The sequence below is a fragment of the Sphingomonas sp. CFBP 8765 genome, from assembly GCF_014841445.1.
GTDB lineage: Bacteria > Pseudomonadota > Alphaproteobacteria > Sphingomonadales > Sphingomonadaceae > Sphingomonas > Sphingomonas aerolata.
Map to the genome: position 1 here is coordinate 389,240 of NZ_JACYTY010000005.1, position 25,468 is coordinate 414,707.

Annotated in this window: 18 protein-coding genes; 7 read left to right on the forward strand and 11 right to left on the reverse strand. The window is 64.7% G+C overall.

Features of this window, described 5'->3' with window-relative positions; genetic code table 11:
* Positions 1–74: 74 nt before the first annotated feature.
* From IFT87_RS14995 to IFT87_RS15025, 7 genes are all read right to left on the reverse strand, one after another.
* Positions 75–1,379 (reverse strand): MFS transporter, encoded by a 1,305-nt coding sequence (locus tag IFT87_RS14995; protein ID WP_197975289.1) that lies wholly within the window; start codon positions 1,377–1,379, stop codon positions 75–77.
* A gap of 9 nt (positions 1,380–1,388) precedes the next feature.
* A complete protein-coding gene (locus IFT87_RS15000) occupies positions 1,389–2,324 on the reverse strand; it encodes an alpha/beta hydrolase (protein WP_031441442.1) in 936 nt (311 codons plus the stop codon).
* A gap of 51 nt (positions 2,325–2,375) precedes the next feature.
* The gene (locus tag IFT87_RS15005; RefSeq protein ID WP_031441443.1) at positions 2,376–3,779 is read right to left on the reverse strand and encodes an FAD-binding oxidoreductase; all 1,404 of its coding nucleotides are present in this window, start codon (positions 3,777–3,779) and stop codon (positions 2,376–2,378) included.
* Between the two features lies 1 nt (position 3,780).
* Complete coding sequence (locus IFT87_RS15010) at positions 3,781–5,940, reverse strand: TonB-dependent receptor (RefSeq protein WP_192191113.1); 2,160 nt, start codon at positions 5,938–5,940, stop codon at positions 3,781–3,783.
* A 129-nt stretch (positions 5,941–6,069) separates the two neighbouring features.
* Positions 6,070–6,831: an SDR family NAD(P)-dependent oxidoreductase gene (locus IFT87_RS15015; RefSeq protein ID WP_192191115.1), complete on the reverse strand. Its 762-nt coding sequence runs from the start codon at positions 6,829–6,831 to the stop codon at positions 6,070–6,072.
* A 10-nt stretch (positions 6,832–6,841) separates the two neighbouring features.
* A complete protein-coding gene (locus tag IFT87_RS15020) occupies positions 6,842–8,326 on the reverse strand; it encodes a carboxylesterase/lipase family protein (protein WP_342211171.1) in 1,485 nt (494 codons plus the stop codon).
* 132 nt (positions 8,327–8,458) lie between these two features.
* Positions 8,459–8,908, reverse strand: coding sequence for an NUDIX domain-containing protein (locus IFT87_RS15025; protein ID WP_236559149.1), 450 nt, complete (start codon positions 8,906–8,908; stop codon positions 8,459–8,461).
* Positions 8,909–9,275: 367 nt separating this feature from the next.
* On the opposite strand from IFT87_RS15025, the gene IFT87_RS15030 reads away from it, so the two are divergent.
* Positions 9,276–10,403, forward strand: a complete 1,128-nt coding sequence (locus tag IFT87_RS15030) for an alpha-hydroxy acid oxidase (RefSeq protein ID WP_249403366.1) — start codon at positions 9,276–9,278, stop codon at positions 10,401–10,403.
* Between the two features lie 386 nt (positions 10,404–10,789).
* Positions 10,790–12,637: a M61 family metallopeptidase gene (locus tag IFT87_RS15035; protein ID WP_192191117.1), complete on the forward strand. Its 1,848-nt coding sequence runs from the start codon at positions 10,790–10,792 to the stop codon at positions 12,635–12,637.
* Between the two features lie 268 nt (positions 12,638–12,905).
* Here IFT87_RS15035 and IFT87_RS15040 read toward each other — a convergent pair whose 3' ends face one another.
* The 3 genes from IFT87_RS15040 to IFT87_RS15050 form a co-directional block, all read right to left on the reverse strand.
* Complete coding sequence (locus tag IFT87_RS15040) at positions 12,906–13,268, reverse strand: ArsR/SmtB family transcription factor (RefSeq protein ID WP_197975290.1); 363 nt, start codon at positions 13,266–13,268, stop codon at positions 12,906–12,908.
* Positions 13,265–13,732 (reverse strand): SRPBCC domain-containing protein, encoded by a 468-nt coding sequence (locus tag IFT87_RS15045; RefSeq protein ID WP_152555530.1) that lies wholly within the window; start codon positions 13,730–13,732, stop codon positions 13,265–13,267. The genes IFT87_RS15040 and IFT87_RS15045 overlap by 4 nt, the downstream gene beginning before the upstream one ends.
* 231 nt (positions 13,733–13,963) lie before the next feature.
* Positions 13,964–14,638: a DUF1349 domain-containing protein gene (locus tag IFT87_RS15050; RefSeq protein ID WP_197975291.1), complete on the reverse strand. Its 675-nt coding sequence runs from the start codon at positions 14,636–14,638 to the stop codon at positions 13,964–13,966.
* A gap of 86 nt (positions 14,639–14,724) precedes the next feature.
* On the opposite strand from IFT87_RS15050, the gene IFT87_RS15055 reads away from it, so the two are divergent.
* Positions 14,725–15,273, forward strand: coding sequence for a TetR/AcrR family transcriptional regulator (locus IFT87_RS15055; RefSeq protein WP_192191119.1), 549 nt, complete (start codon positions 14,725–14,727; stop codon positions 15,271–15,273).
* Positions 15,274–15,424: 151 nt separating this feature from the next.
* Positions 15,425–16,525, forward strand: a complete 1,101-nt coding sequence (locus tag IFT87_RS15060) for an ATP-binding protein (protein ID WP_192191121.1) — start codon at positions 15,425–15,427, stop codon at positions 16,523–16,525.
* Between the two features lie 129 nt (positions 16,526–16,654).
* Here the strand turns inward: IFT87_RS15060 and IFT87_RS15065 are convergent, their stop codons facing one another.
* Entirely contained in the window at positions 16,655–19,120 is a 2,466-nt protein-coding gene (locus tag IFT87_RS15065; RefSeq protein WP_192191123.1) for a zinc-dependent metalloprotease, read from the reverse strand.
* A 116-nt stretch (positions 19,121–19,236) separates the two neighbouring features.
* Here IFT87_RS15065 and IFT87_RS15070 point away from each other — a divergent pair, with 116 nt between their 5' ends.
* The 3 genes from IFT87_RS15070 (at position 19,237) to IFT87_RS15080 (ending at position 24,797) form a co-directional block, all read left to right on the forward strand.
* The gene (locus IFT87_RS15070) at positions 19,237–19,734 is read left to right on the forward strand and encodes an Lrp/AsnC family transcriptional regulator (protein ID WP_342211172.1); all 498 of its coding nucleotides are present in this window, start codon (positions 19,237–19,239) and stop codon (positions 19,732–19,734) included.
* A 259-nt stretch (positions 19,735–19,993) separates the two neighbouring features.
* Positions 19,994–23,110: a TonB-dependent receptor plug domain-containing protein gene (locus IFT87_RS15075; protein ID WP_249403367.1), complete on the forward strand. Its 3,117-nt coding sequence runs from the start codon at positions 19,994–19,996 to the stop codon at positions 23,108–23,110.
* A gap of 52 nt (positions 23,111–23,162) precedes the next feature.
* Positions 23,163–24,797: an amidohydrolase gene (locus IFT87_RS15080; protein WP_249403368.1), complete on the forward strand. Its 1,635-nt coding sequence runs from the start codon at positions 23,163–23,165 to the stop codon at positions 24,795–24,797.
* Positions 24,798–25,468: the final 671 nt, after the last annotated feature.

Consider the following 25,468-nt stretch of genomic DNA (forward strand, 5'->3'; position numbering starts at 1 on the left):
CTCCTTCTCCCGTTTGCCGGGCTTGGGTCGATCATGCAGCCATCAGATAGCTCCTGCAAGAGCTATCTTACAGGTCAGGCCGTTGCTGACACCGGCGCGCGACGCATCGCAATCGTAAAGGCGACGACGGAGATCGCGCTGGTCACCACGCCGACGATCGCGAGACCTTGCGCGAGATGCGCCTCGCCGCCCAGCATGCCGCTTGCAGCCGCCACCAGCGTGGGTGCGAGGCCGTAGCCGATCAGCCCCGCGATCGCGATGAACGCGCCGATGCACAACCCGCGCAGTTCGTTGGGAATCAGCACGGTCAATGCCACCGAAGTCACTACGCCCGTCACCGCACCGCACGTTACCAACAAACCCACGGCGACCCCGAACAGCGGGACCGAGGGCATGATCGGAAACAACGCCGCGGGTACGCCGAGCGCGGCGGCAAAAATCGCACCGATCAGCAGGCCACCGCGGCGGCCACTCTTTTGCCCGCGATCGGCGGACAGACCACCGACGATCGCACCGACCACGCCGGCACCGAACAGCAGCGCGCCCATCCAGCCGGCGAACTGGTCTGGTTGGAGGTGGAACGTTCGCGACAGGACCGGCGAAACCCAGATCCCAGCCGCGGCATCGGCCATCACCACGCTGATCTGGCCGATGAACAACGGGATCAGGAACTCGCGACGCGCCCAGAGTTCGCCGGCCACGACCTTGAACGGCGCATGAGTGCCGGCCGCAACCTCCTGCCGCACCGGTTCGCGCAGCAGGAACAGTGGCAGGATGGCGAGCATGCTGACGACCGCCAGGCACAGATGCACACTTCGCCACGGCATCATGCCTGCGAACCACGCTGGCGCGCGGCCATGTGCGAACAGCCCGAACATTGCGCCCGACAGTGCCAAGGCGAGCGCGACGCCGAGCGACTTGCCGAGGTTGACGATCAGCATCGCCCTGCCCCGCTGTGTCGGAACGCAGAAATCGGCGCACAGCGAGAGCGCCGCGGTCAGCGCGCCGGTCGTGCCGATCCCGGTCAGCATGCGTGCGACGAACAGCAACGGAACGCTGTGCGCGAGCCCGGTCAGCACCGTGCCCAGCGTCCACACGAACGCGAGTGCGATCACCATTCGCACGCGGTTGTAGCGATCGACCATGATGCCGATCGGGATCGAGAACACCGCCAGCGGCAGCGCCGCCGACAGCCCCTGGATAAGGCTCAGCGTATAGTCGCTGAGGTGAAGTTCGGCTTTCGCGCCTTCCTGCACCGTGCCGAATGCGCCCATCATCGTGAAGCCGACCGCCATGGCCAGCGCGAGCGCGAGCAGCGGCAACAGCGTCTTGGCAAACGGCGGTGCGGCCGCCTCGATCGGTCGGGCGAAATCTGTCATTCTGGATCCTTATGCAAGCGCACGGCGCAGAGCCTCGTGGCTGTCGCGGCGTGCCTGTTGCGAGACCGGACCGTCGGCGAAGATGTCGAAGGCGTGATAGCCGCCGGGATAGACGTGAAGCTCGACCGGCACTCCGGAGCGGATCAGCCGCGTCGCATAGTCGATGTCCTCTTCGACGAAGAGATCGAGCGCACCGGTCGCGATATAGGCGGGCGGCAGGTTGCCCAGATCCGTCGCCCGCGCTGGTGCGGCATAAGGTGACACGGCGTCGCCACCGGGCGCGTGGCCGAGCAACGCGGTCCAGCCAAAACGATTGCTCTGCGCAGTCCAGACGAACTCGCCGGCATAGGGATGCGGCGGTGCGGTACAGCTACGGTCGTCGAGCATCGGGTAGATCAGGTGCTGGAATGCAAGCGCATGTTCGCCCCGGTCGCGCACCATCAAGGCCAGTGCCGCGGCATACCCGCCGCCCGCACTCTGCCCCATCACGCCGAGCCGCGCCGGATCGATCCCGAGCCGGTCGGCATGGGCGATCGTCCATACCAGTCCTGCGTAGCAATCCTCGATCGGGCCGGGAAAGTTCGTCTCCGGCGCCAGCCGGTATTCGACCGACACCACGACGCATTGCAGATCGGCGACAAGCGGACGAAGCAGCGGATCATAGTCGGACACCTTGCCCATCACATAGCCGCCGCCATGGATGTGATAGATGCACGGCAGGGCGCCGGTGACGCCCGCCGGGCGGAAGACGTGCAGGTCGATATCGGGCGCCCCGGCAGGCCCTGGAACCGTATGGATCTCCAGCGTCGCCAGGGTTTCGTCGGCAGGCGGCAGCATCGACGGTCGGTCGCGCATCGCCGGCAGGATGTCGGCGGTGAGCGAGATCTGCGGCATCATCTCGAGCAGCGGGCGCAGCGTCGGATCCACCAGGTGCAGGCTGTCCATCATTCTCTCCACGATCCTTGTTGTGACGCGCGTCCGATACCGGAACGGCGTTTAGAACGCGAAGATCTTGCCCGGATTGAACAGATTGTCGGGGTCCAGCGCGTGCTTCAGCGTCCGCATCAGTTCGACCGCGTCGCCCAGTTCAGCGACCAGCCAGTCCTGCTTGCCGATGCCGATGCCGTGTTCGCCGGTGCAGGTGCCGTCCATCGCAAGCGCGCGCTCGACCATCCGCGCGTTGATTGCCGAGACCTCGGCCAGTTCCGCCTCGGACTCCGGATCGATCGAGAAGACGACATGGAAATTCCCATCGCCGACATGCCCGAGAATGGTCGCGGGGACCGACGACGCCTGGAGGTCGGCCTTGGTCTCGCCGATGCACTGCGCCAGGCGGCTGATCGGCACGCACACGTCGGTCGCCCAGCCGACTGCGCCCGGACGCAGGTTGACCGCCGCGTAATATGCCTCGTGCCGGGCCTTCCACAGCTTGGAGCGTTCCTCGGGCAGATTCGACCAGCGGAAGTCGCCGCCGCCATTCGCCGCCGCGAGCTCGCGCACGGTCTCCGCCTGTTCGTCGACATAGCTTGGTGAGCCGTGGAATTCGAAGAACAGCGTGGTCAGTTCGGGGTAATCTAGCTTCGACCAGGCGTTGACCGCCTTCATCTGCATGTCGTCCAGAATTTCGACGCGAGCGAGCGGCACGCCGATCTGGATCGCCTGAACCACCGTATCGACCGCGCCGTTCAGCGTCTCGAAGCTGCACACCGCGGACGAGATCGCCTCGGGAATGCCGTGCAGCCGCAGCGTCACCTCGGTGATGATGCCGAGCGTGCCTTCGGAGCCTACGAACAGCCGGGTCAGATCATAGCCCGCCGCCGACTTCCGCGCGCGACGGCTCGTACGGATCTCGCGGCCATCGGGCGTCACCACGCGCAGGCTCAGCACGGCCTCGCGCATCGTGCCATAGCGCACCGCATTGGTGCCGCTCGCGCGCGTCGCAGCCATTCCGCCGATCGTTGCATTCGCACCGGGATCGATCGGGAAGAACAGCCCCAGGTCGCGGATATGCTCGTTGAGCTGCTCACGACGGACGCCGGCCTGTACCGTACAATCAAAGTCCTCGGCGTTGATCGACACGATCTGGGTCATCTCGGACAGGTCGACCGAAACGCCGCCATGCACAGCCAGCGTGTTGCCCTCGATCGAGGTCCCCGCACCGAACGGGACGATCGGCACCTTGGCCGCAGCGCACAGCCTGACGAGATCCACCACCTCCTCGGTCGACCGCGCGAAGACGACCGCGTCGGGAAGCATCGGGGCGAAATGCGCCTCGCTGCTGCCGTGGTGGAGGCGCATCGCGTCGCTCATGTGCAGCGCAGTGCCGAAACGCTGCTGGAGCGCTGTGACGAACGCCGGATCGAGCGGCGCCCTTTCGATTTGTTCGACGTGCATGGTCATCCTAGAACCGGAAGCTCGCGCGCACGCCGTATCGGCGGCGGTCGCCCTGGATGGCGAGGTTCGACGCCAGCGGCGCAAGCCCGGCCCGCACCAACGCCGATTTGTCGATATAGCTTTCGATGAATTTGGTATTGAACAGGTTGGTGCCGAACGCAGTCACCGTCAGGCCACTGGAGAAGCGGAAGCCGAGCGAGGCGTTGGTGATAGCATAGGCCGATAGTCTGGGCGCGACATCGGGGTCGAGCGACGACCCGATCCGGCTGCCCTTCCCGAAGATCCCCGCGTCCAGCAACACCGCGTTATCGCCGACCGGGACGGTGTAGGTGGTGTTGAAGTTGAAGTTGTAGTCGGGCGTGAAGATCACACGGTCGCTTGATACGTGGACGCCGGTGGTCGCGAAATACTGGCTGTCGTCGGTGATGCGGGCGTGGAGATAGGAGGCGCCGGCGTCGATCCGCCAATGATCGGTAAGGCGAAGGTGCGCTTCCAGTTCGGCGCCGTAACTCTTGACGGTGCCGGTGTTCAGGTTGATCGCGACGAACCCGCCCGTGGCACTCGGCGCCAGCGAGTTCTGTCCGATGAAGTCCTTGTAGTCGTTGTAGAATATGTCCGCGTTGATCGTCAGGCGGCGGTCGAATGCATCGAACTTCGTGCCCAGCTCATAGGTCCAGACATTGTCGCCCTTGTACGTCGCGTCCTGCGGCCGCGTACCCGGACCGTTCTGGCCACCGCCGCGGATCCCCTTGGCGACCGAGGCATAGCTCATCACCGCCGGCGTCCAATGCTGGGTCAGCGTGACGCGGGGTTGGAACTGGTCCTTCTTATAGACCGGCGCGGTATAGGGCGTCACGCCGTTGACCTGGCTCGCGACCAGCTTCTGATGATCGTAGCGCCCACCGACCGCGAGATCGAGCGTGCCAACCTTCAAGAAAGCGGTCGCGAAGATCGCGCGCGTGTCGTTGCGGACATAGGTCGACGAAGGCGTGGTCGAGGCGGGCAGCGGGAAGGTCGGGCCCAGCAGCGCGCGGAAATCGATCGTCGTCAGCTGATCGCTCACCTGCGTGTAACGGTTGCCATACAGCCCGATGAGCGTCGAAAACGCATCGCTCCACTGCGTATCGAAGCGCAATTCGGCCGTCTTGGTCTTCAAGGTCGAACCACCGCGGGTACGGAGCAGGTCGACCGCGCCGAAATCGCCATCATTGACCCCGGAGAGATTCTTCTGGTTGTACGCCCCGATTGCGGTGATCTTGGTCTTGAGCGATGCGACGTCGAACTCGCCCTTCACGTTCGCGCCGTAATAGTCGATCACCGCCCGGTTCAGCACGTTGGTCGCGCCATCGAGCCGGTAATCGGTCGGCCCGGCGACATGGATGTACGACGTGCTGCCGCCTGCGGCCCGGTCGTAATTGCCGTTGACGGTAAACACCGCCCAGTCGGCGGGCGTGAAGCGGAGCGTGCCACCGACGCTCTGCTGCTTCAGCGGGTTCATGTCGCCGATCGTCAGCGTGTTGCGCATGAAGCCGTCCTGCTCGTGATAGGACGCGCCGATCCGGAACTGGAGCAGGTCGCGGATGATCGGCCCGCTGACCGACCCCGAGACCGAGGCGTAGTTGTCCGTACCAGCGATAGCGGCGTCGAACCGCCCCTCCCACTCGTTACCCGGCTGGCGCGTGATGACATTGATCGCGCCGCCCAGCGTGTTGTTGCCGAACAGCGTCCCCTGCGGCCCGCGCAACACCTCGATCCGCGCGACGTCGACGATCGGAGAGTTCAGATATGATGTGTTCGGCTGATAGACGCCGTCAATGAAAATGCCGACGCCGGGCTGCACCGTGTCGATCAGCGTCGTACCGATACCGCGGATCGACACGAATGCGCGGCCGACGCTGTCGGAATTGATGTTGAGGCCCGGCGTGTAGGACGCGATGTCCTTCACCGTATTGACCTGCAACTCCTTCAGTCGGTCGCCGGAGATCGCCGTCACCGCGATCGGCACATCCTTTAACGATTCCTGGCGCTGACGTGCGGTGACGATGATGTCGTCAGAGCGTGCGGGAGGTGTCGCCTTTGCCTGATCGGCGGCGTCTTGCGCGGATACCGGCGTGGTGACGAGCGCGGCGACGGCGCATCCTCCGGCGAGCAATGTCTTGAAGCGCATTGGATCCTCATCCTCTCAGAGCGCCGATCCATCGCCGGCTACTTCTAGGCTCCAAGCTATCTGATAGCTGACCTGTCTGAAAGGTTGTCGACTGTGCCGCCCGGCTCGCGGGCTTCGCCGATCGGTACGCTACCAGCAGCTATAGCCGCCATCGGCGAGCACGATGCTGCCGGTCATCAGACTGGCCGCGTCCGAGGCGAGAAAGGCGACGATCGCCGCGACTTCTTCAGGTTCCCCCAGGCGCCCCTGCGGCGTACCGTCGATCCAACGCTTGTACATCTCGCCCTCGCGGTCCGCGAAGCTGTTGAGGACGGTGTTGATATAGGTCGGCGCGACGGCGTTCACGCGCACACCGCGCGGCGCCCATTCGGCCGCGAGGCTCTTGGTGAGCTGATGCACCGCGGCTTTGGATGCGTTGTAATAGCTTTGTGGTTGCGGCCGGTTGACGATGAAGCCGCTCATCGAACCGACGTTAACGATCGCGCCCTTCCCTGCCGCCAGCATGTGCCGTCCAAAGGCGCGGGCACACCAGAAGGTGCCGTTGAGATTGACGTCGAGCACGTTCAGCCAATGCTCGTCGGCGACGTCCTCAGCGGCGGTTTCGCTCCGTGCAATGCCGGCATTGTTAACGAGAATGTCGATTGCCCCGAGCTGATCGGCCAGGGCGGTGACCTGTGCAGAGTTCGTCACGTCCACCACATGGCAGTCGACCGCATGGCCCTTGTCCGCAAGCGCAGCTCGCCCCGCCGCGATCGCCGTCGCGTCGCGGTCGACTAACGTCACGTGCGCGCCCATTTCGGCTAACGCCTCGGCACAGGCGAGACCGATTCCCGCCGCGCCACCCGTCACGACAGCACGGCGGCCGGTGAGCTTTAGTCGTTCGAGATACATGACCGGTCCTTCACGGCAGATAGGGTGCGGCGGGCATGACGGGCTCATGCCGCGCCTCCTGCCGGACCAGGGAATAGACCTGCCGAGTCTCGGTATCGAATTCGGCCCAAGGCAGGCTGCCATCCGTTGCGAAGCGGATCCACAGCGCGTGCATCCGGTTGGCGAGGTCTTGCGGCGGGTTGGGTCCGCACAAGCCCTGCTCGCCGGTTGCGGTCGCCAGCGTATCGAACACGAATGGCAACTCCATCCCGTGCGACGCACCGAGTTGGCCGCCGAACATCGGCGAACGCCAGTCGAACTCGTACATGTGCGTGCGCCCTTGGTGCGCCTCAGCAAACCTGCGTGCGGGCCAGCGAAAGACGAGGTCGTTCATCGCGTCGGTCAGCGCCTGGCCGGGCTTCCTGCCCTTCGTCCCGATACCATATGCCTTCAATACCTTGCGGGCATGCGGTTGCGACTTGTGGAGGGCATAGGTGGCCAGCAACCGCCCGATCTTGTCCCGCACGCCGGTCGGGACGAGGTACAGGTTCATCTCTTCCGCGTTGGTGCCGATCAACAGGTCGACTTGCGCGCCCGCACCGCTCGCTAGCGCATCGAGCGGACGCTGCGGCAGCACGTCGTCGCCGTGGACGGGGACGAAGCGGCTGATTCCGAACACTGGTTCGTGCCCGCCCTCGTCGCGCAGATCGATCCGTGCGGTCGGCGCGGATGCCGCCTCTACCGCGTCGATCAGCGCATCGTACGGTACGCTGCCAAAGCCACTGACGTCGGGAGTGATTTTCAGGATCTTCGCCAGCTTCTTCACCAGACGCTGCATCACCGGCACCGAACGCGTCATCCCGCCATGCCCGCTCTGAACGATCGCGCGCCGGAACAATCCCCTTGAGAGCGGGGATGCCATCAGGTCGGCGATCGCCATCGCGCCGGCGGATTCGCCGAACACCGTGACGTTGCCCGGATCGCCGCCGAACTGGGTTATGCCATCCCGTACCCACGTCAACGCCGCGATCATGTCGCGCAGGCCAAGGTTGGTCGGCACGCCCGGGATAGGTAGGAAGCCGTCCACCCCCATCCGATAGTTGATCGCGACGCAGATCACGCCGTCGCGCGCGAAGGTGCCGCCGTCCTGCACGGGTGCATCCTTGCTGCCGATCACGAAGCCGCCGCCGTGGATGAACACCATCACCGGCAAGCCGGTCCGGTCGTCATCGGGGCGCCAGATATTCGCCGTCAGATATTCATCGCCCGACACCCAGCCTTTGCCGATCAGCGGTACGATATCGAGGCCGGGAAATGCCTTGGTCCGCTGCGGCGCGTTGGATCCGGCCACCGTCGCGTCGCGCACCCCGGGCCACGGCGTGACCGGTTGTGGCGGCGCGAACCGGTTCGCACCCACCGGCGCCGCAGCGTAAGGCACGCCGAGGAACCGCAGAACACCGCCCGCAGCGTTTCCCTGCACGATACCGTTGGCGGTCGAGACCATAGGTTCGCTCACGATATTCTCTCCTTCCGATCCGCAGCAGCGATCGAAGGGCAAAGGTAGCAGCCGCGAGGCGCCAGTCTCGAACTCAGGCTATGCCAATCGTCGTTTTGATCGTGCCGTACGGCGGGCCAGCACCCGCCCGCGTTACCAGGCTCCAGTTCCCGTCGCGCCCTGCCGGTATTCGGCGATGCGCCGTCGGGTCGCCGGGGACGTAGTTTCAGGCAGGTCGTCCACCGGGAACCAGTCAGCCTGTTCGATCTCTTGCAGATCAGCACGACCCAGGATTCTGCTTGCTGCCGTTCGCACGATAAAGATCACGATATGATCGTCCTTGCTCTCTCGGCGACTGTGATAGACGCCCAGCACCCGCTCGATCACCGGGTCGGCAATCGCCACTTCCTCGGCAAGCTCCCGCACAAGCGCGGCGGCGATACTTTCGCCCTTCTTCACCCCGCCGCCCGGAAGATACCATTGATCGACATAGGTGTGCCGCACCAATGCGACCCTCTCGTCCGGATCCAGCAACACAGCGCGGACACCGATCGTGCGCGGCTTGCTGATCCGCCATACCAGCCTTGCTACCCTGCCGACCATCCGATGATGTATCCCCACGCGCTCGTTTCCCTGCCTGTAGTCGACGCTTCGCAGTGGTATCCCAGAACAGGGCCGTGCGCTCCAAATGCCTTCGGTGCGCACAGTCATGCAGCGGCCTTGCACAGTAATTGGTTTCGTCGCCTGCCCCGAATGCGCGCAGACTGCGACAGCTCTTCTGATATCCGGATCACGGGGACGACGCGTCGGGATCACGTCTGCTCGCCGTGCTTGCCATCCCGGACATCGGGGAGGGGTCAAGACGTGGGAGAGTGATGGTGAATCAGGGTGCGCAGCTGTTTGCGATCAAGACGCGGGCACGGCCATGAGGCAGCTTCACCGGGCGAACAATGTTGCTGACCTGCGCCTCATGGCACGCAAACGGCTGCCACGACCGATCTTCGACTATATTGACGGTGGCGCCGACGACGAAGTGTCGCTGCGCCGAAACGTCACCGCATTTTCAAACTACGAGCTGGTGCCGGACATACTGAACGACGTCTCTGCAGTCCGGACCGGCACGACGCTGTTCGGACAACCATCGCGCTGGCCACTGATGCTGGCGCCGACGGGGCTCACCCGTATGTTCCACGGCCATGCCGAACTGGCCGTCGCTCGCGCTGCTGCGCGTCACGGAATACTGTACAGTCTGTCGACGATGGGAACGACGCGGCTGGAAGACCTTGCCCAGGCATTCGCCGGACCGAAGGTTTTCCAGATCTATATCTTCAAGGACCGCGGTCTGACCGCAGAGTTCGTCGCGCGTTGCCGGAATGCAGGCTTTCACGGGCTGGCGCTGACCGTCGACACGCCGGTCGCCGGCAACCGCGAGCGAGACAGGCGCAGCGGACTGTCCCTGCCACCCAAGCTGACGCTGAAGTCGTTGCTGAGTTTCGCGCTTCATCCGTCATGGTCGCTGCCCGCGCTGACAGGGTCCAAGTTCGATCTTGCGAACGTGAGCCACAGGATCGACGCGCTCGCGTCGGGACCGATGAGCCTGTTCGATTATATCGGCGGCCAGTTCGATCGGTCGGTCGGTTGGCGCGACGTCGAATGGCTCGCACGTGAGTGGAACGGGCCGCTCGCGATCAAGGGCGTGATGACACCCGAGGACGCGCGACGTTCGATCGCGTCGGGCGCGACCGGCGTGATGGTATCGAACCACGGCGGACGCCAGCTCGATGGAGCGCCCGCCCCGATCGACCAGATCGCAGCGGTACGCGACGCGGTTGGCGGTGGGCCGGACGTCATCTGCGACGGCGGCATCCGACGCGGCTCGGACGTGGCGAAGGCGTTGGCGCTCGGAGCAACCGCCTGTTCGATCGGGCGCCCCTATCTATACGGCCTCGCGGCCGGCGGAGAAGCAGGCGTCGATCGCGCTCTGACGTTGTTGACAGAAGAGTTCGAGCGCACGTTGACGCTCGCCGGCGTGAACGATGCAGCAGCCCTGTCACGTGGCCATGTTCGGACTCGGGAGAACCGGCGTGATATGGCGTAGCTCTCGACTTGAATGAGAGCGCCATGTTCGCTTGCGCTGCTGGGCAGGCTCAATGATGCGTGTGTATCCGACGCCTGCCGCCTTGGCCGGATCTGATCTGTTTTTGCATAACTATACTCAAGAGACCAGCCTAATGCCTTGATTTAGCCAACCAAAGTTTGGGCTCTTGCTCCAATTTGCTCCCAAATCAGATTCGCCCCCAAGACCGGCCGTTCCGACGGCTTTCAGCGTCTCGCAACTCCGGACGCTCGTTCATATCCGTCACACGACTACGCGATAATCTCGGCTTTAGGTCTTTGCCGCCGTTCCTCCTCGGCTGGCGGGAGCATTGACAAGGTGAATGTCGATCGATCCTAGGTGCCGATAGACGATCCGGGGGACCATCCATGAAGACGATTTTTGCGACCTGCACCGCCACGCTGGCGTTGCTCGCCGGCCCCGCGATTGCACAGACCAAGGCGCCAGCGGCGACCCGGTACGAGATCGCTTTCCCCAACGCGGTCCATCATGAGGCACAGGTGACCGTCACCTGGCGCGACCTCGGACCGGCCCCCTTGCGCGTCCAGATGTCGCGCTCCTCGCCCGGCCGCTACGCGATCCACGAATTTGCCAAGAACGTCTATTCGCTCGCCGCCAAGGATGGCCGCGGTCGCGCGCTCGCGATGACGCGGACCGACCCCTATGGCTGGACGATTTCCGGGCACGACGGGACGGTAAGCGTCACCTACACGCTGTTCGGCGATCACGGAGACGGCACATATGCGCAGATCGACGCAACCCACGCGCATCTCAATATGCCCGCGACCTTTTTGTGGGCGGTCGGGCAGGACGCGCGCCCGATCAGCGTCCGGTTCGTGCCCTTCGACACCAAGTGGAAGGTCGCGACCCAGCTCCAGCCGACCGGCGACCCCTACACGTTTGCCGCGCCCAACTTCCAATATTTCATGGACAGCCCCACCGAGCTGTCCAATTTCGATCTGCGCGAATGGCAGGTCGGAGAGGGACCGACGCGCGCCACTATCCGGCTCGCGGTCCATCACGACGGCTCGCGCGCCGACCTCGATCGCTTCGCCGCCAGCGCCAAAAAGGTCGTCGCGCAGCACATCGCGATGTGGGGCGAACATCCCGCCTACGACTTCGGCACCTACACCTTCATCGCCGACTATGTGCCGCAGATCAGCGGCGACGGCATGGAGCATCGCAACTCGACGATCATATCGCAGCCGCGTTCGTTCACCGCGGCGAATTTTGCGCAGATCGACACACTCAGCCATGAATTCTTCCACAGCTGGAACGTCGAGCGCATCCGCCCTGCCGAGCTCGAACCGTTCGACTTCACCCGCGCCAACCCGACCCCGTCGCTCTGGCTTGCGGAAGGGTTCACCCAATATTACGGGCCGCTGATGATCCGCCGAGCGGGCGAATCCGCGATCGACGCGTATCTGCGCGGGGTCGGCTCTACCGTCAACGCGCTAACCACTGGCACCGCACGCCGTTACGGCGGTCCGCAGGAAATGAGCCTGCGGGCGCCGTTCGTCGATGCGGCAAAGTCGATCGACGCGACGAACCCCAACATCTTCGTGTCCTACTACACCTATGGCGCCGGCCTCGCGCTCGCCCTCGACCTGACATTGCGTCAGCGTTACTCGGGCATCACGCTCGACACGTTTATGCGCCACCTATGGCAGACCTTCGGCAAGCCCGAGCGCCCCTATACCCGCGCCGACCTGTCCCGCGCGCTGGGCGAGGTGACCAAGGATCCCGCCTTCGCGGACGCCTTCTTCAGGACCTCGGTCGATGCCGAAGCGCTTCCCGACTATGCCCCCCTGCTCGACCAGGCGGGTATGAAGCTCCGTCCCGTCAACCCGACCGCCGCGTGGCTCGGCAACGTCCGCCTCAAGACTACCGGCACCGACGTCCGCATCGACGGCGCGCCCGCCCCCGATACTCCGCTCTACCGCGCCGGCCTCGACAACGGCGACCAGATCGTCAGCCTAGGCGGGACGGTGATCACCAGCGATGCTGACGCGGCTGCGGCGCTTGGCCGTTACAAACCCGGCCAGACCGCCGACATCACCTACCGCCAACGCGGCCTCGACCGCCGCGCCACGCTGACCTTCCTCGCCGACCCCACCGTCGAGGTCGTCCGCTACGAAACCGCAGGGGTTAAGCCAACCGCCCAACAACTCGCGTTTCGCGCCGCGTGGCTCGGGACGGATGCAGTGGCCAATTAGGGAGGTTTGACCTTCAGGGTTTCAAATACGCTTAAGGCTGGCCCATGGATGTCCATGGGGATCGGCAGCGCATGCCGACGGAGGAGAAAACTGTTGGGCTACTTAGAGGCCGCGACGACCCGTTGCGGACGCTCGCGGGCTCGTTTCGGCTTCTCAACTTCGGCCGCTCGTTCATGTCGCAAGAGCGCCGATCCGAGCGGCTTGGTTTGGGACATTCCCGCCGATTGCAGTGATAACCCGAACGACAGCTCTAGGCAGAAGCCGACGTTCAGGCGCAGTCTTCGTTGGAAACGATGCCGCTGATCAAATCATCAAGGCGGTTCAGCCGCTCGTTCCATTCCTGACGGTGATAGTCGATCCAATCCTGCAACGGCGCGAGCCCGGCAGGATCGAATTGACAGGTGCGCACCCGTCCAAGCTTGGTCGAGCGGGCGAGCTTGGCTTCCTCAAGCACGGCAAGGTGCTGGCCTATTGCCGTCTTGCTGATCGCCAGTACCGCAGCGAGTTCCGAAACGCTCGCGGGCCGCTCCGCAAGATGACTCACCATGCGACGGCGATTGGCGTCACCGAGCGCATGAAACAGAAGGTCGACCCTCGACGAGCGGACAGACTCTACGGCAGGCTGCATCATGCGGGCTGCAGTTCCGAAGCCATCGTGTCGAGCAGGAAGTCCCACCCCATCCGGCGCATTGCCGGGCCGTCGGCGCCTTCGAAATAGACCGCCTGGTGCGTCAGCAAGACCTCGCTCTTGTCGTCGAGCGGCGAAATTTCCACGGTGACCACGGCAGCAGACACGCGGGCCTGATCGACGTCGAGCGTTTGGAAGAACACGATCCGCGCGTTATCGACGATCTCAGCATAGGTTGAGGTCCAGCACAGCTCCCTTCCCGCGATCGGAGTGCCTGGCAGCATCCTGGCGGTGAGCTTCTCCTCACCGCCCGGACGAAAGTCGAAGCTATAGGAGAGCGGCTCGTGTCCGGGACTGGCGGCGTACCACCTGCTCTTGCGGTCCTGAAAAGCGAAGGCGCCAAAAATCGCGGGCGGAGCGGCATCGCAGGTTTTGCGGATTTCGAAGGTATCGTGTGTGATGGTCATCGACTTGCTCCTCAGTGAAGCTTTGACTTCACTAAATTTCAGGAGCTCTTTGGTCAAGTCTGTACTTCACTATTGCGCCCGCGACTGTTGGATCGGCGATGGCCACGGGAGGACCGAGGCGTCACCGGCACCGATGGTTGTCACGCACCGTTCAGGCGGGCAGGCCTTTTTCGCGATCACGATCGCTGTCGATGCGCGATTATAGCGGTCGAGCCACGCAGCGGCGCGCGATCAACTCAGGTCGTGGAGGTCCTTGCCCAACGGGGCTGTAATGCTCAGGTCCGAGAAATGCACTTCCAGTCCGGCACGTTCCGGCGTGCAGGCCATCGGTCCAACCTGATAGGCGGGGGCGATCGGAAAGGGTGCCAGTCTGACCAAAGGCCACGTCTTGCCGTCCGCTGAGACCTGTAACCGCAGGACGCCCTTGGCGACCGTCGCGCGCATCCAGAAATCCTGCGCGTCATGCTCATAGGGGCCGGTCGCCCAGTCGGACTTGCCATCGGTCAGCACGCTGCTCATCATGGCGCGCCCGTCGGACAATTCAATCCCCGCCTTGACCCAGCGCCGTTCGTCGACCCGCACCATGATGCCGGCCTGATCGTAGAGTTTCTGATACTGGCCGCGAATGCGCAGTTGGGCGGTGAACGCGGCAGGCGCGGTGAAGCCGAGGAAATGACCGCTGTCACGGGTGAAGCCGTAATGCGTCTCGCGCCAGAAATCGCTGCCCTTGTCGGTGACGAGCGTCAGGTCTCCGCCGGGTGCGGCCTTCCAGGCCTTGGGCGCATTCAGCCAGCGACCGTCACGGCGCCCAAGCGCCGAGATTGCCGAGCCCTGCGCGGTCGCGACGCCGGCATTTCCCGCGATCGCAAGCGCTGCGGCACCACCGATTACCGCTCGCCTGCTCACCCGATCCTCCGTCATAGCCGCTGCCTTCCAATCACCCTCAATATTATGTACATATGTACACATGCCGAGATCGAGGTAAAGAGGCGATGACCCAAGAGTCCCGGCGCAACGATCCGACACGGCGGCAGCGCATCGTCGATGCGACGCTAGGAGTCATTGCCGATCTTGGAACCGCGGCAACGACTCATCGCCGCATCGCCGAGGCGGCGCAGGTGCCGCTCGGCTCGGTCACCTATTATTTTGCGACGCTGGAGGACCTGCTCGCGGCCGCCTTCCTGCAACTGGCGGCGGAATCCTCTGCGGCGTTCCGCGCGCGCCTGGAGTCCGCGACGGACCGCGCAGAGGCGTGTACGGCAGTCATCGACATCATCGCGAACCAGGTCTGGGCGGAACCGCGCACGTTGTTGTTGAGCTACGAACTCTACGCCTTCGCGGCCCGGCACCCACCGGTCAGCGCGGTCAGGCAACATTGGATGGACAGCAGCCGAGGCGCCCTGGGCCGCTTCTTCGACCCGCTAACGGCGCGCGCGCTTGACGCGCTGATCGAGGGTATCGGCATCCACAATTCGATCGACCGCGCCCCCCTAGAGCGCGATGCGATCAGGACCATCGTCGAGCGGATTGCCGGGTGTTAGCCGGTCCGATCCATCAGGGCACCCCAGCGCAAATGGCGCGACGGTCAGGGTCAAGCCGATGCATGAGGTATCACTGCCGCATGACCGCATTCGGTGCCCCTTTCACGCGCGCGCCGCTCCGGGCTAATGCGCGGTGCGCAGGAGATTATTCATGAAAACAGCACCGGTCGCCCTTCTCTACCAAGCGCTTCCACCACCGCTGATCGACGGACTGCGAAAGGACGCGAAGCCGGGCGGATATTCAGATGGCGGCGCCGACATTGCTTTCGCCTTGCGGACGGCTGGGGTGGATGTTGTCACACCCGCCTCCGCGCCAGACCCTTCAAAGGCACTCGACTGGGTATTCCCGGACACGCCCGAGGGCATCCGTAGCGCAGGCGCGGCCGGCGCATCGGTCCTGTGGGCGAACACGGTCTTGTTCGAAGGACATCCGCTCGAGACGGCGATGGTCGACTTCGACATCGTCGGGCAGCTTCCTGCGGCGATGCAGGCGTTCGACGACAAGTTCGAGACCAACCACCTTCTTGCCAAGGCTGGCCTGCCGGTAGCACGATCGTTTCTGCTGTCCGGCACGGCGAAGGAGAATGTCTGCGCACTGGCCGATGTCGAGGACGCGTGCACTACCCGCGGCATGTCCTTTCCGATGATCGTCAAGCCGGTGCGCGGCCGTGGTAGTCAGGGCGTAACCCTGGTGGAGAGCCTCGGTGCCCTGCGCGATGCCGCGACTGCGTTGATCGCAGCCGCCACCTTCGGCGACATGCTGATGGTGGAAGAATTTCTCGATGGTGACGAGATGACCGTCACCCTCATGCCGCCCGCGTCCCCGCGCCCGGATGGTTCGCGCGCACCGACGCACTGGGCCCTGCCGCCCGTGTACCGCTTCGATCAGCGCGGCGGAGTAGCCCCTTATAATGGCGACGTTCCGGTCACCGCCAACAGCATCGCAATCAGCCCCGGGCGGCTGCGCGATCCCGCGATCGTGGCGATGATCGACAGTTGCGTCTCGGCAGCCGCGCTGGTCGACGCGCGGCAATCGATCCGGATCGATTGCCGCGCCGATCGTCATGGTCTGTTCAAATTGTTCGACCTCAACATGAAGCCCAACATGACGGGGCCGGGCCGCCCGGGCCGCGAAGATCAGGATTGCCTCTCGGCGATCGCCGCCCGTGCCGACGGTTGGAGCTACGTCGATCTCTTGCAGGCGATGCTTGCTGCCAAATGGAGGTTCGAGCCGCCAGGGGAGCTTAGCTGAGAACATCAGCTACGGGGCGGAAGTACCGGCCCATGCTTCCGGCCAGACCCACAAGCGGTCGTCCAAAGCGTTCGTTCCACCTCCCGACTTCCGACATTCGTTCATCTCGATCCGACGTGATCGGATCGCTCAATCGTCGAACCAGCCCGTATCGCCCCCGATCGGCATGCCCGGCGGAATGGTCGGCACCGCGCGCCGCTTGTCGAGTTCGCGCGTCAGTCGGTCCTCGTCGGTCAGGAGCAGCGCGACGTGGCGGCTCCAGGCGCCATCCTCGTCGCTGCCGGCCTTGGCCAGTCGCGTCGCGATCCCGCGCAGCCGATCGCCAAGCAGCGCCGCGACGTCGGGCGACGTCGCATCGTCGCGCGCCGTGGCGGCCAGCGTCATGATCGTGCGATAGGCGATCCGGCGGCCGACCGCGTCGCGCCGTGCCGCGACCGTGGCGGCGATCAGCCGGTCGAGCAGCGCGTCGACGCCGGGCATTCCCGGGTCGCGACGATGCTGTTCGTACACCCGCGCCAGCCGCGCCGGCGCCAGCAGCGAGTCCAGCGTCACCTGCGCGGCGACATCGGCCGCGACCAGCGGGTCGAACGCGGCGGCGCCGGCATTGCGGAACACCTCCTGATCGAACTGCACGTCGCTGCGGCCGTTCATCGGCGACGACAGCGGCATCACCAGCGTCGCGGGCACGGTCAGCACATCCGGCGAAAGCGTCGCCAGCAAGGCGGCGATCGCCGCGTCCTGCGTGGCGGCGGCAACCGGCGCGGCGGCCGGATGATTGTCGCCCGCGACCGCATAGGCATAGTCGATGCCGCCGACCAGCTTGCCCACCGCATCGATATCATAGCGATGCAGCAGCCATACCGGCACGAACTTGCGCCGCAGATCGGACAGAGCCTCGCCACTGCGCAACACGCCGGGCCCGAACTGCGCAATCGCGATGCGGCGCACCGCCATCATGTGGTTGAGCGAGGCGACCGGATCGGGGCCGTCATCCCACATGCTGCCCCAGGGGCTCGGCGTATCGGACGCGCGGCCGTCGATGTCGGTGATGAAGCGGACGCCCTTCGCCTGGATCGCGAGCGCCTTGGCCCGTGCGGCCACGTCCGGATTGGTACCGGGCGCGGCATCGGCATACAGCCAGTCGACGGTGAAGTCGTCCCACACCCCCCCGCCCTTCGCATAGGCGTCCGACAGGTCGATCCGGCCATCGGTCAGCTTGATGCGCGGTCCGGGATAATCCATCACCGTCGTCCGGTCCTGTGTGCTGCCCGCGAAATTGTGCATGAAACCGATCGCATGGCCGACCTCATGCGCGCCGAGCTGGCGGATCCTGTCGAGCGACGCCCTGACCGGATCATTGCCGCTGCCGCTGTTGGTCTGCGCGGCGCCGACCAGCCCCCCGAAGATCGCCATGTCCTGCCGCACGCGCAGCGCGCCGATCACGACATTGCCCTTGATGATCTCGCCGGTCCGCGGATCGACGATGCCGCCGCCATAGGACCAGCCCCGCGTCAGCCGGTTCGACCAGTTGACCATGCTGTACCGCACGTCGAGCGGATCGGCGCCGGCGGGCAGGATCTCCGCACGGAACGCGTCGATCAGCCCGGCCTTGTCGAACGCCGTCGCCCAGTAATTGACGCCCTCCAGCAACGCGGCGCGGATCGGCTCGGGCGCGGCGCGGTCGATATAGAAGATGATCGGCTTCTTGACGCGGGAGCGGGCGGCGGCCGGATCGACCTTTTCCAGCCGGAACCGGTTGGCGAACTGCTGGACGACATCCTCGCCCAGCGGCGTCCCATAGTCGTAATATTGGTTACCCCCCGCCGCCGACCGGATGTCGAACTTGCGCGAGACGAAGCCGGGCGCAGGCAGCCGGACGAAGCTGTGGTGGACGGTGAAGCCGATCTGCCGCGGCTCGGCGGCGATGCGTTCCACCTCGCGGCCCGGCGTATCGGTCTGATAGGTCTGCAGCGCGTCGACCTCGATATTGTCGGGGAAGACCCTGACCGAGCCGGCATCCGCGACGCTGAGTGCATCGACCAGGCGGAACCCCTTGCCCGCCGCCGATCCGCCGCCCGCGCCGGCCATCGCCCAGCTCGCGTTCAGCGACTCGGTGATGCCCAGCGTGTCGCGCGTCAGGAACGGGGCGATGTCGACCGTCACGCCGCCATCGGCTTCGGTCGCGACGATGTCGAGCATCGCCATGATGCTCGTCGGAAAACTGGTGCGCCCGCCCGCCGCGACGCCGTCATCGCCGGTCGCGCGAAACTGGTGATTTTCGAACGTCACCGCGACCTTCTTGCCGATCCGCCGGAACGCGACGATGTGTTCGGGCCCCAGCATCCCGCGGTCGAGCCGCAGATTGGCCGAGCCAATACCCGTCCGCAGCGAGGTCGCGTAGAGGAACCGTCCCGACGCTCCGTCCGCATCGGCGGCGGGCAACGTGACGAGGATACGCCCCTCGGCCGGCAACGCCTTGACCGGCAGCAGCGCCGCCTGCGTCGCCGCCCGCGCGACCTGCTGCGCCGCGACGGGTCCGCCCCCGCTCGCTGCGGCCACCAGCCCGACCGTCGTACCCCAGATGATCCCGCGCATCGCCTCGTCCCCCAATTGCTGCCATGCAGCAAACTAGCATGATCCAGGTTGCGGTATCCGGCGATATTGCGCAGTTTCGAAGCCTGGGTGACGAAATTCGGCAATAATCGGGGTGAATGATGCACGAAACCGAAAACAATCTTGTCGATCCTACCGATTACCGACTTCTGCGCGAACTGATCCGCGATGGCCGCGCATCCGACGTGATGCTGGGCGAGCGCATCCATCTCTCGAGCACCGCGACCGCGCGGCGTCGCAAGATCCTGGAGGAAAACGGCGTCGTCGCGGGCTACACGGCGAAGCTCGACATGGCGAAGCTGGGGTTCAGCATTACCGCGATGGTCTCGATCGAGCTCAGTTCGCAGGCCGAACATGTGCTGAACGAATTCGAATCCGCGGTGATCCTGTGTCCGTCGATGTCGTTCTGCAGCTTCGTATCGGGCGAGGTCGACTTCATCATGATCGTCCATGTCCGGTCGTTCGAGGATTACGACCGTGTCTATCGCCGCGAACTGTCGATGCTGCCGCATGTCGCCCGGATCCGCAGCAGCTTCCTGATGCGCGAGGTCGCGCAGCGCTCGGTCGCACCGGCGGCGGTCAACGATCAAAGGTGACGCCGGACGCGCAGAAATAACAACATAATAATATCCAGCGCGCCGCAAACTATCAATGATTGCTTAAAACGTCGCCGATTCCGCAAAAGTAACATAGATTTCATCTCCAGATTGCGAGGAAGCGGCAGGCGGCATCTGATAGTCTCCGGGTCGGAACAGGACCGGAATACCCGGCCATCGAGTCCAACAGGCAGGAACCAGCGAAAACATAAACGAGGGGATATCTGGACGGCACCCGATCACCTGAAGGGGGCTCTCCATGACTGTTCTGTATGGCGCCGACGTCGGCGCCTTCTCGATGCGCGCCCGGCCGACTGCTCGCTTGAAATCCGCCAGCCTCGTCAGCGTGGGCGTGCTGGCGCTGGGCCTCGCCACGCAGACTGCGTCCGCCCGGACAGTTGCGGGCCCGCCCGATACGGCGCTCCAGACCGAACGTGGCCCGGCCAAGTCCGCCCCGACGGATCAGGAGACGACGAACGTCCCGGGCGGCAAGCCCGAACTCGCGACCGATCCCGTCACCGGCGACGTCGTACCCGGGGACGACACCATCGTCGTCACGGGATCGCGGATCGAACGCGACGGCTATAGCGCCCCCACCCCCGTCACCGTCATCACGGCCAAGGAACTCAAGGCGGAAGCGCCCGCCAACATCTCCGATTTCGTCAACACGCTGCCCGCGGTGCGCGGCAGCGGTACCTCGGCCAGCAGCAACGGCTCGCTCAGCAACGGGGCCGCCGGCATCAACTCGGTCAACCTGCGCCACCTCGGCGCGAACCGCACCCTGGTGCTCTTCGACGGCCAGCGCTCGGTCGCCTCGACCACCACCGGCCAGGTCGACGTCAACACCTTCCCCCAGGCGCTGATCGAACGGGTCGAGGTCGTGACCGGCGGCGCCTCGTCCGCCTATGGCTCGGACGCGGTGTCGGGTGTGATCAACTTCATCCTCGACCGCGACTATACCGGTTTCAAGATGGAGTATGAGCACGGCGTCACCACCTATGGCGACGCGCCGAACCACAAGGTAACGGCGACCGGCGGCAAGGCGTTCGCGGACGGGCGTGGCCATCTGATCGTGTCGGGCGAGCATTTCTCGCAAAAGGGCATCCAGACGATCGACCGCGACTGGAACGACAGCGGCTATTTTCTGGCGAACAACCCTGCCTATTCCGCGGCACGGTGCACCGACGCCGCGTCGCTGAACACGCCCTGCGTCAATGAATTCCTGATCGCATCGGGGATCGGCACAGGCCAGTTCACGCCGGGCGGCCTCGTCAGCACCGGCCCGTTGCGCGGCACCTATTTCGGCTCGGTTGATCCCGCGACTGGCAAGGCGAGCGTCAACCAGCTGAACTTCGGCGCCACCAGCGGCCAGTGGATGGTCGGCGGCGACACCGACATCACCACCGCCGGCCATCGCAGCAGCGCGACGTTGCAGCCCGAGGAAAAGCGCAGCAGCGTGTTCGGCCGGCTGAGCTACGAGGTCTCGCCGCTGGTCGAACTCTACGGCCAGTTCTCGTACAGCAACTATCGCGGCCAGAGCTATTATCAGCAGACGCCGACCACCGGCGTGACGATCCAGCGCGACAACGCCTATCTGCCCGATGTGACGCGCGCGGCGATGGCGGCGAACAACCTCAGCTCGATCCAGATCGGCACCAGCAACATCTTCCTGCCGCCGCAGGGCAGCGACAACGAGCGGCAGGTATTCCGCTACGTCGCCGGCGCCGACGGGGCCTTCTCGACCGGCACGATCGACTGGAAATGGGGCGGCTATTACCAGCTGGGCAAGACGAAGACGAACGAGCGTTTGACCAACGCCTGGAATGTCTCGCGGATGGCGGCGGCGACCGACGCGGTCGTTGCCGTAGCGGGCAACAGCGGCGGATACGCTCCCGGCACAATCGTGTGCCGGATCAACGTCGATGCGAATGCGGGCAATAACGACCCGTCCTGCGCGCCGCTCAACCGGCTCGGCACCAACGGCGCCTCGCCCGAAGCGATCGCCTATGTCCTCTACAATGGCCGCCAGCCGCTGCGGAAACAGGAATTGAAGCAGGAAGTCGCGGCGATCAACTTTTCGACCAACAGCCTGGTCGACCTGTGGGCAGGCCCGATCTCGGTGGCGTTCGGCGCGGAGTCCCGCAAGGAATCGGTCACCGGATCGGTCGACCAGCTCTACCAGCCAAACGTCGCCAACGGCGTCACCACCGGCACCTGGATCTACGGCAACTACCTTCCGACCAAGGGCCGGTACACCGTCAAGGAAGCCTATCTCGAATCGGTCGTCCCGATCTTCAAGGGCATGGATTTCAACGGCGCGTTCCGCTTCACCGACTATTCGACCTCGGGCACCGTCGAGACGTGGAAGACCGGCCTGACCTGGCAGGTCATCCCGGACATCAAGCTGCGCGGCACGATCTCGCGCGATATCCGTGCGCCCAATCTCAGCGAGCTGTTCGCGCCCGGCACGGGTCGCACCAACACCGTCAACGTGCCGCAGGTCAACGGCAGCATCGCGGCCAACCAGTTCAACGAATCCACCGTCGGCAATCCGGACCTGCGCCCCGAAATCGCCAAGACCTATGGCGCAGGCGTGGTGCTGACGCCGACCTTCCTGCCGGGCTTTGCCGCCTCGGTGGATTATTACGACATCAAGCTCGACGGGGCGATCGACTCGCTGCTCGCGCAGACGATCGTCGACCAATGCTATCAGCAGGGCATTGCCGATGCGTGCTCGTTCATCTCCACGACCGGGGGGCGCGGCGCGACCGCTCTGGGGCTGCCGGTGACGAGCATCGAGGTGAAGCCGACCAACTTCGTCAGCGTGAAGACGCGCGGCTTCGATATCGAGTCGAGCTATCGTCGGCAGGTCGGTCCCGGCACGATGACGCTGCGCGCGCTGGCCAGCTACGCGTTCGAGATGACCAGCAATAACGGCGTGACCGCGACCGCCGATCTGGCCGGCCAGAATACCGGTGGCCTGCCCGACTGGACCTATCGTTTTACCGCCGGCTATGATCTCGATTCCGGGTTCAGCGTCCAGGGCATCGCCCGCGGCGTCAGCGGCGGGGTCTACAGCAACAACTACGTCGTCTGCTCCACCGACTGCCCGCTCTCGACCGCCGATTACCGCACGGTCAACATGAACCGGATCGACGGCCAGTTCTTCTACGACGTCAACGCAAGCTACGCGTTCGAGACCGGCGGCGCGAAGGCACAGGTCTTCCTGTCGATCCGCAACGTGCTGAACAGCGATCCGGTGCTCGTCGCCAACGGGCCGACCGGCAACAACACCCCCGCCTATCCGCAGACGAACCGCGCGCTCTACGACGTGCTCGGGCGCGTGTTCCGGATGGGCGTGCGGATCGGCCTCTGAGGGCAGGCGCCCTCTCCCACCCCTACGACATCACCGTTCAGGAGATAAAGACATGGCCGATACCCGCCCAATGCTCGCCGCGCTGATCGCCGCCGGCCTGTGCAGCACCGCCGCTGCCGCCGAACCCGCCCCGATCCAGGCGTCCACCGCCGCAACAGGCATCGATCGCGACGCCTTGAAGAAACAGGCGGTCACCGATGTCGAGGCGCATGCCAAGCTGATCCAGCAGATGGTCGATTCCCTCTTCAGCTTCGCCGAACCGGGCTTCCAGGAATTCCAGACGATGGACTATCTGACCGGCATCCTGAAGAAGGAAGGCTTCACCATCACCCGGGGCGTCGCGGGCATCCCGACCGCCTGGACCGCGACCTGGGGCACCGGCGGACCGCTGGTCGCGCTCGGCAGCGACGTCGACGGACTGCTCGGCCTGTCGCAATATCCCGGCTCGCCGACGCTCAAGCCGATGATTGCGGGCGCACCGGGCCATGGCGAAGGGCATAATTCGGGCATGCCGATGATGATCGCCGCCGCGATCGCGGCAAAGGACGTGATGGTGAAGAACAGGATCCCCGGCCGGCTGATGCTGTGGCCCGGGGTCGCCGAGGAACTGCTCGCGACCAAGGCGTGGTATGTCCGCGAAGGCCTGTTCAAGGGCGTGGACATGTCGATCTTCGCGCATGTTAGCAGCGATTTCAGCACCGGCTGGGGCAATAGCGGCAACAACGCGCTGGTGTCTGCCGAATATACCTTCCACGGCAAGACCGCGCACGCGGCGGGGATGCCGTGGGAGGGGCGCAGTGCACTCGACGGGGTCGAGGTGATGGACGTCGCCTGGAACATGCGCCGCGAGCACCTGCCCGTCACGCAGCGCTCGCACTACGTCATCACCAATGGCGGCGGGCAGCCCAACATCGTCCCCGACCTCGCCAGCGTCTGGTATTATTTCCGCGACCTGGATTTCGGCAGCGTCCGCGATCTCTACACGACGGGCAACGAGATCGCCGATGCGGCCGCCAGGGCGACCGGCACCACCGTCGAACACAAGCTGCTCGGCTATGCCGCGCCCAATTACGGCAACAAGCCGCTGGCGGAAGCCGCCTATGCCAATATCAGCGCGGTCGGCATGCCGAGCTGGAGCGCCGACGACCAGGCCTTCGCCAGGACGGTGCAGCAGACCAACAAGCGAACCGTCAAGCCGCTGCCCACCACGGTCGCCGAACTGTCGACGCCGGCCAACCGCGAACGCTCGCTCGGCGGCGGATCGGACGATATCGGCGACATCATGTGGACCGTGCCGACGATCACCGTGCGCTATCCCTCCAACATCCCCAGCATGATCGGCCACAACGTGCTGTCGGCGATCGCGATGGCCACGCCGATCGCGCACAAGGGCGCGGTGGCGGGCGCCAAGGCGGTGTCGATGACCGTGCTCGACATCATGACGACGCCGCAGCTCGTGACCGACGCCAAGGCGTTCCAGCAGACCGTGCAGTTCAAGGACCAGAAATACGACCCCGTCGTCACCGCCAACGACCCGCCTGCCATCCACCTTAACACGGAGATCATGGAGCGGATGCGCCCGGCGATGAAGAAATTCTACTACGACCCGGCCAAATACCCGACCTATCTCGATCAGCTCGGCATCAAATATCCGGCGTTGGCAGCGTCGACGCCCACGTCCGGCTGACGAACCTCCCAGGCACGGGGCGATGGTGACGGCGCATGCTGCTCTGTCACCATCGTCTTTCTTGATGAGCATAGCCGCCGCGCGATGTTGGCCGCCACGTATCCTACCAGATCCTCGCCGCGACGAATGCATGCCTTGCCACGTTGATCACGGGCATGGCCAGGTTGCCCGACGACACAGCCTGAAGGGACCGAAAGCTCAAGCAGGAATCCTGCCGGACGGACGGGTCCAGACGCCTGCCGAGGAGCGATTTCGTCGTCTTACCTTAGGGGGCCGTTCTCGGCGGCGTGCGCCTCCTCGCGAGAGCTTCCAGATGACCCAAAAGCGGACGTTTAGGGGGCCTCGCCCCTTTTCCAACTTCGGACACTCATTCACCTTTAAAATGATAGTGTATATTGCCAAAGTTTGATCGTTAGCATCCTAGTACGATGGCAATACACAAAGCTTTGACGATATCATTTCAGCGCAACCAGGCCGGTCGGAAAGTATATAAGGTCAGTAACTAGAACAACGTAATCAGGCTAAGGTAGGCGTTCAGCGCCGGCCGGAATCTTTGGCTGAAGATCGGATGCACCGTTACTCCCAAGCCCGGCTGGATATAGATTCCCGCCGCAGCGCGATAGGCGTAGCTGGCCGTGGCAGCCCAGGTACCTTTGTAGAATGATTGGTTT

Excerpts from the sequence above, each read along its gene's own strand:
- IFT87_RS15025 (WP_236559149.1), bottom strand. The coding sequence starts at position 8,908 with ATGGTCGGCAGGGTAGCAAGGCTGGTATGGCGGATCAGCAAGCCGCGC.
- IFT87_RS14995 (WP_197975289.1), bottom strand. The coding sequence starts at position 1,379 with ATGACAGATTTCGCCCGACCGATCGAGGCGGCCGCACCGCCGTTTGCC.
- IFT87_RS15060 (WP_192191121.1), top strand. The coding sequence starts at position 15,425 with ATGAAAACAGCACCGGTCGCCCTTCTCTACCAAGCGCTTCCACCACCG.
- IFT87_RS15000 (WP_031441442.1), bottom strand. The coding sequence starts at position 2,324 with ATGGACAGCCTGCACCTGGTGGATCCGACGCTGCGCCCGCTGCTCGAG.
- IFT87_RS15080 (WP_249403368.1), top strand. The coding sequence starts at position 23,163 with ATGGCCGATACCCGCCCAATGCTCGCCGCGCTGATCGCCGCCGGCCTG.
- IFT87_RS15055 (WP_192191119.1), top strand. The coding sequence starts at position 14,725 with ATGACCCAAGAGTCCCGGCGCAACGATCCGACACGGCGGCAGCGCATC.
- IFT87_RS15065 (WP_192191123.1), bottom strand. The coding sequence starts at position 19,120 with ATGCGCGGGATCATCTGGGGTACGACGGTCGGGCTGGTGGCCGCAGCG.
- IFT87_RS15045 (WP_152555530.1), bottom strand. The coding sequence starts at position 13,732 with ATGACCATCACACACGATACCTTCGAAATCCGCAAAACCTGCGATGCC.
- IFT87_RS15005 (WP_031441443.1), bottom strand. The coding sequence starts at position 3,779 with ATGACCATGCACGTCGAACAAATCGAAAGGGCGCCGCTCGATCCGGCG.
- IFT87_RS15075 (WP_249403367.1), top strand. The coding sequence starts at position 19,994 with ATGACTGTTCTGTATGGCGCCGACGTCGGCGCCTTCTCGATGCGCGCC.
- IFT87_RS15070 (WP_342211172.1), top strand. The coding sequence starts at position 19,237 with ATGATGCACGAAACCGAAAACAATCTTGTCGATCCTACCGATTACCGA.
- IFT87_RS15030 (WP_249403366.1), top strand. The coding sequence starts at position 9,276 with ATGGCACGCAAACGGCTGCCACGACCGATCTTCGACTATATTGACGGT.
- IFT87_RS15035 (WP_192191117.1), top strand. The coding sequence starts at position 10,790 with ATGAAGACGATTTTTGCGACCTGCACCGCCACGCTGGCGTTGCTCGCC.
- IFT87_RS15040 (WP_197975290.1), bottom strand. The coding sequence starts at position 13,268 with ATGATGCAGCCTGCCGTAGAGTCTGTCCGCTCGTCGAGGGTCGACCTT.
- IFT87_RS15015 (WP_192191115.1), bottom strand. The coding sequence starts at position 6,831 with ATGTATCTCGAACGACTAAAGCTCACCGGCCGCCGTGCTGTCGTGACG.
- IFT87_RS15010 (WP_192191113.1), bottom strand. The coding sequence starts at position 5,940 with ATGCGCTTCAAGACATTGCTCGCCGGAGGATGCGCCGTCGCCGCGCTC.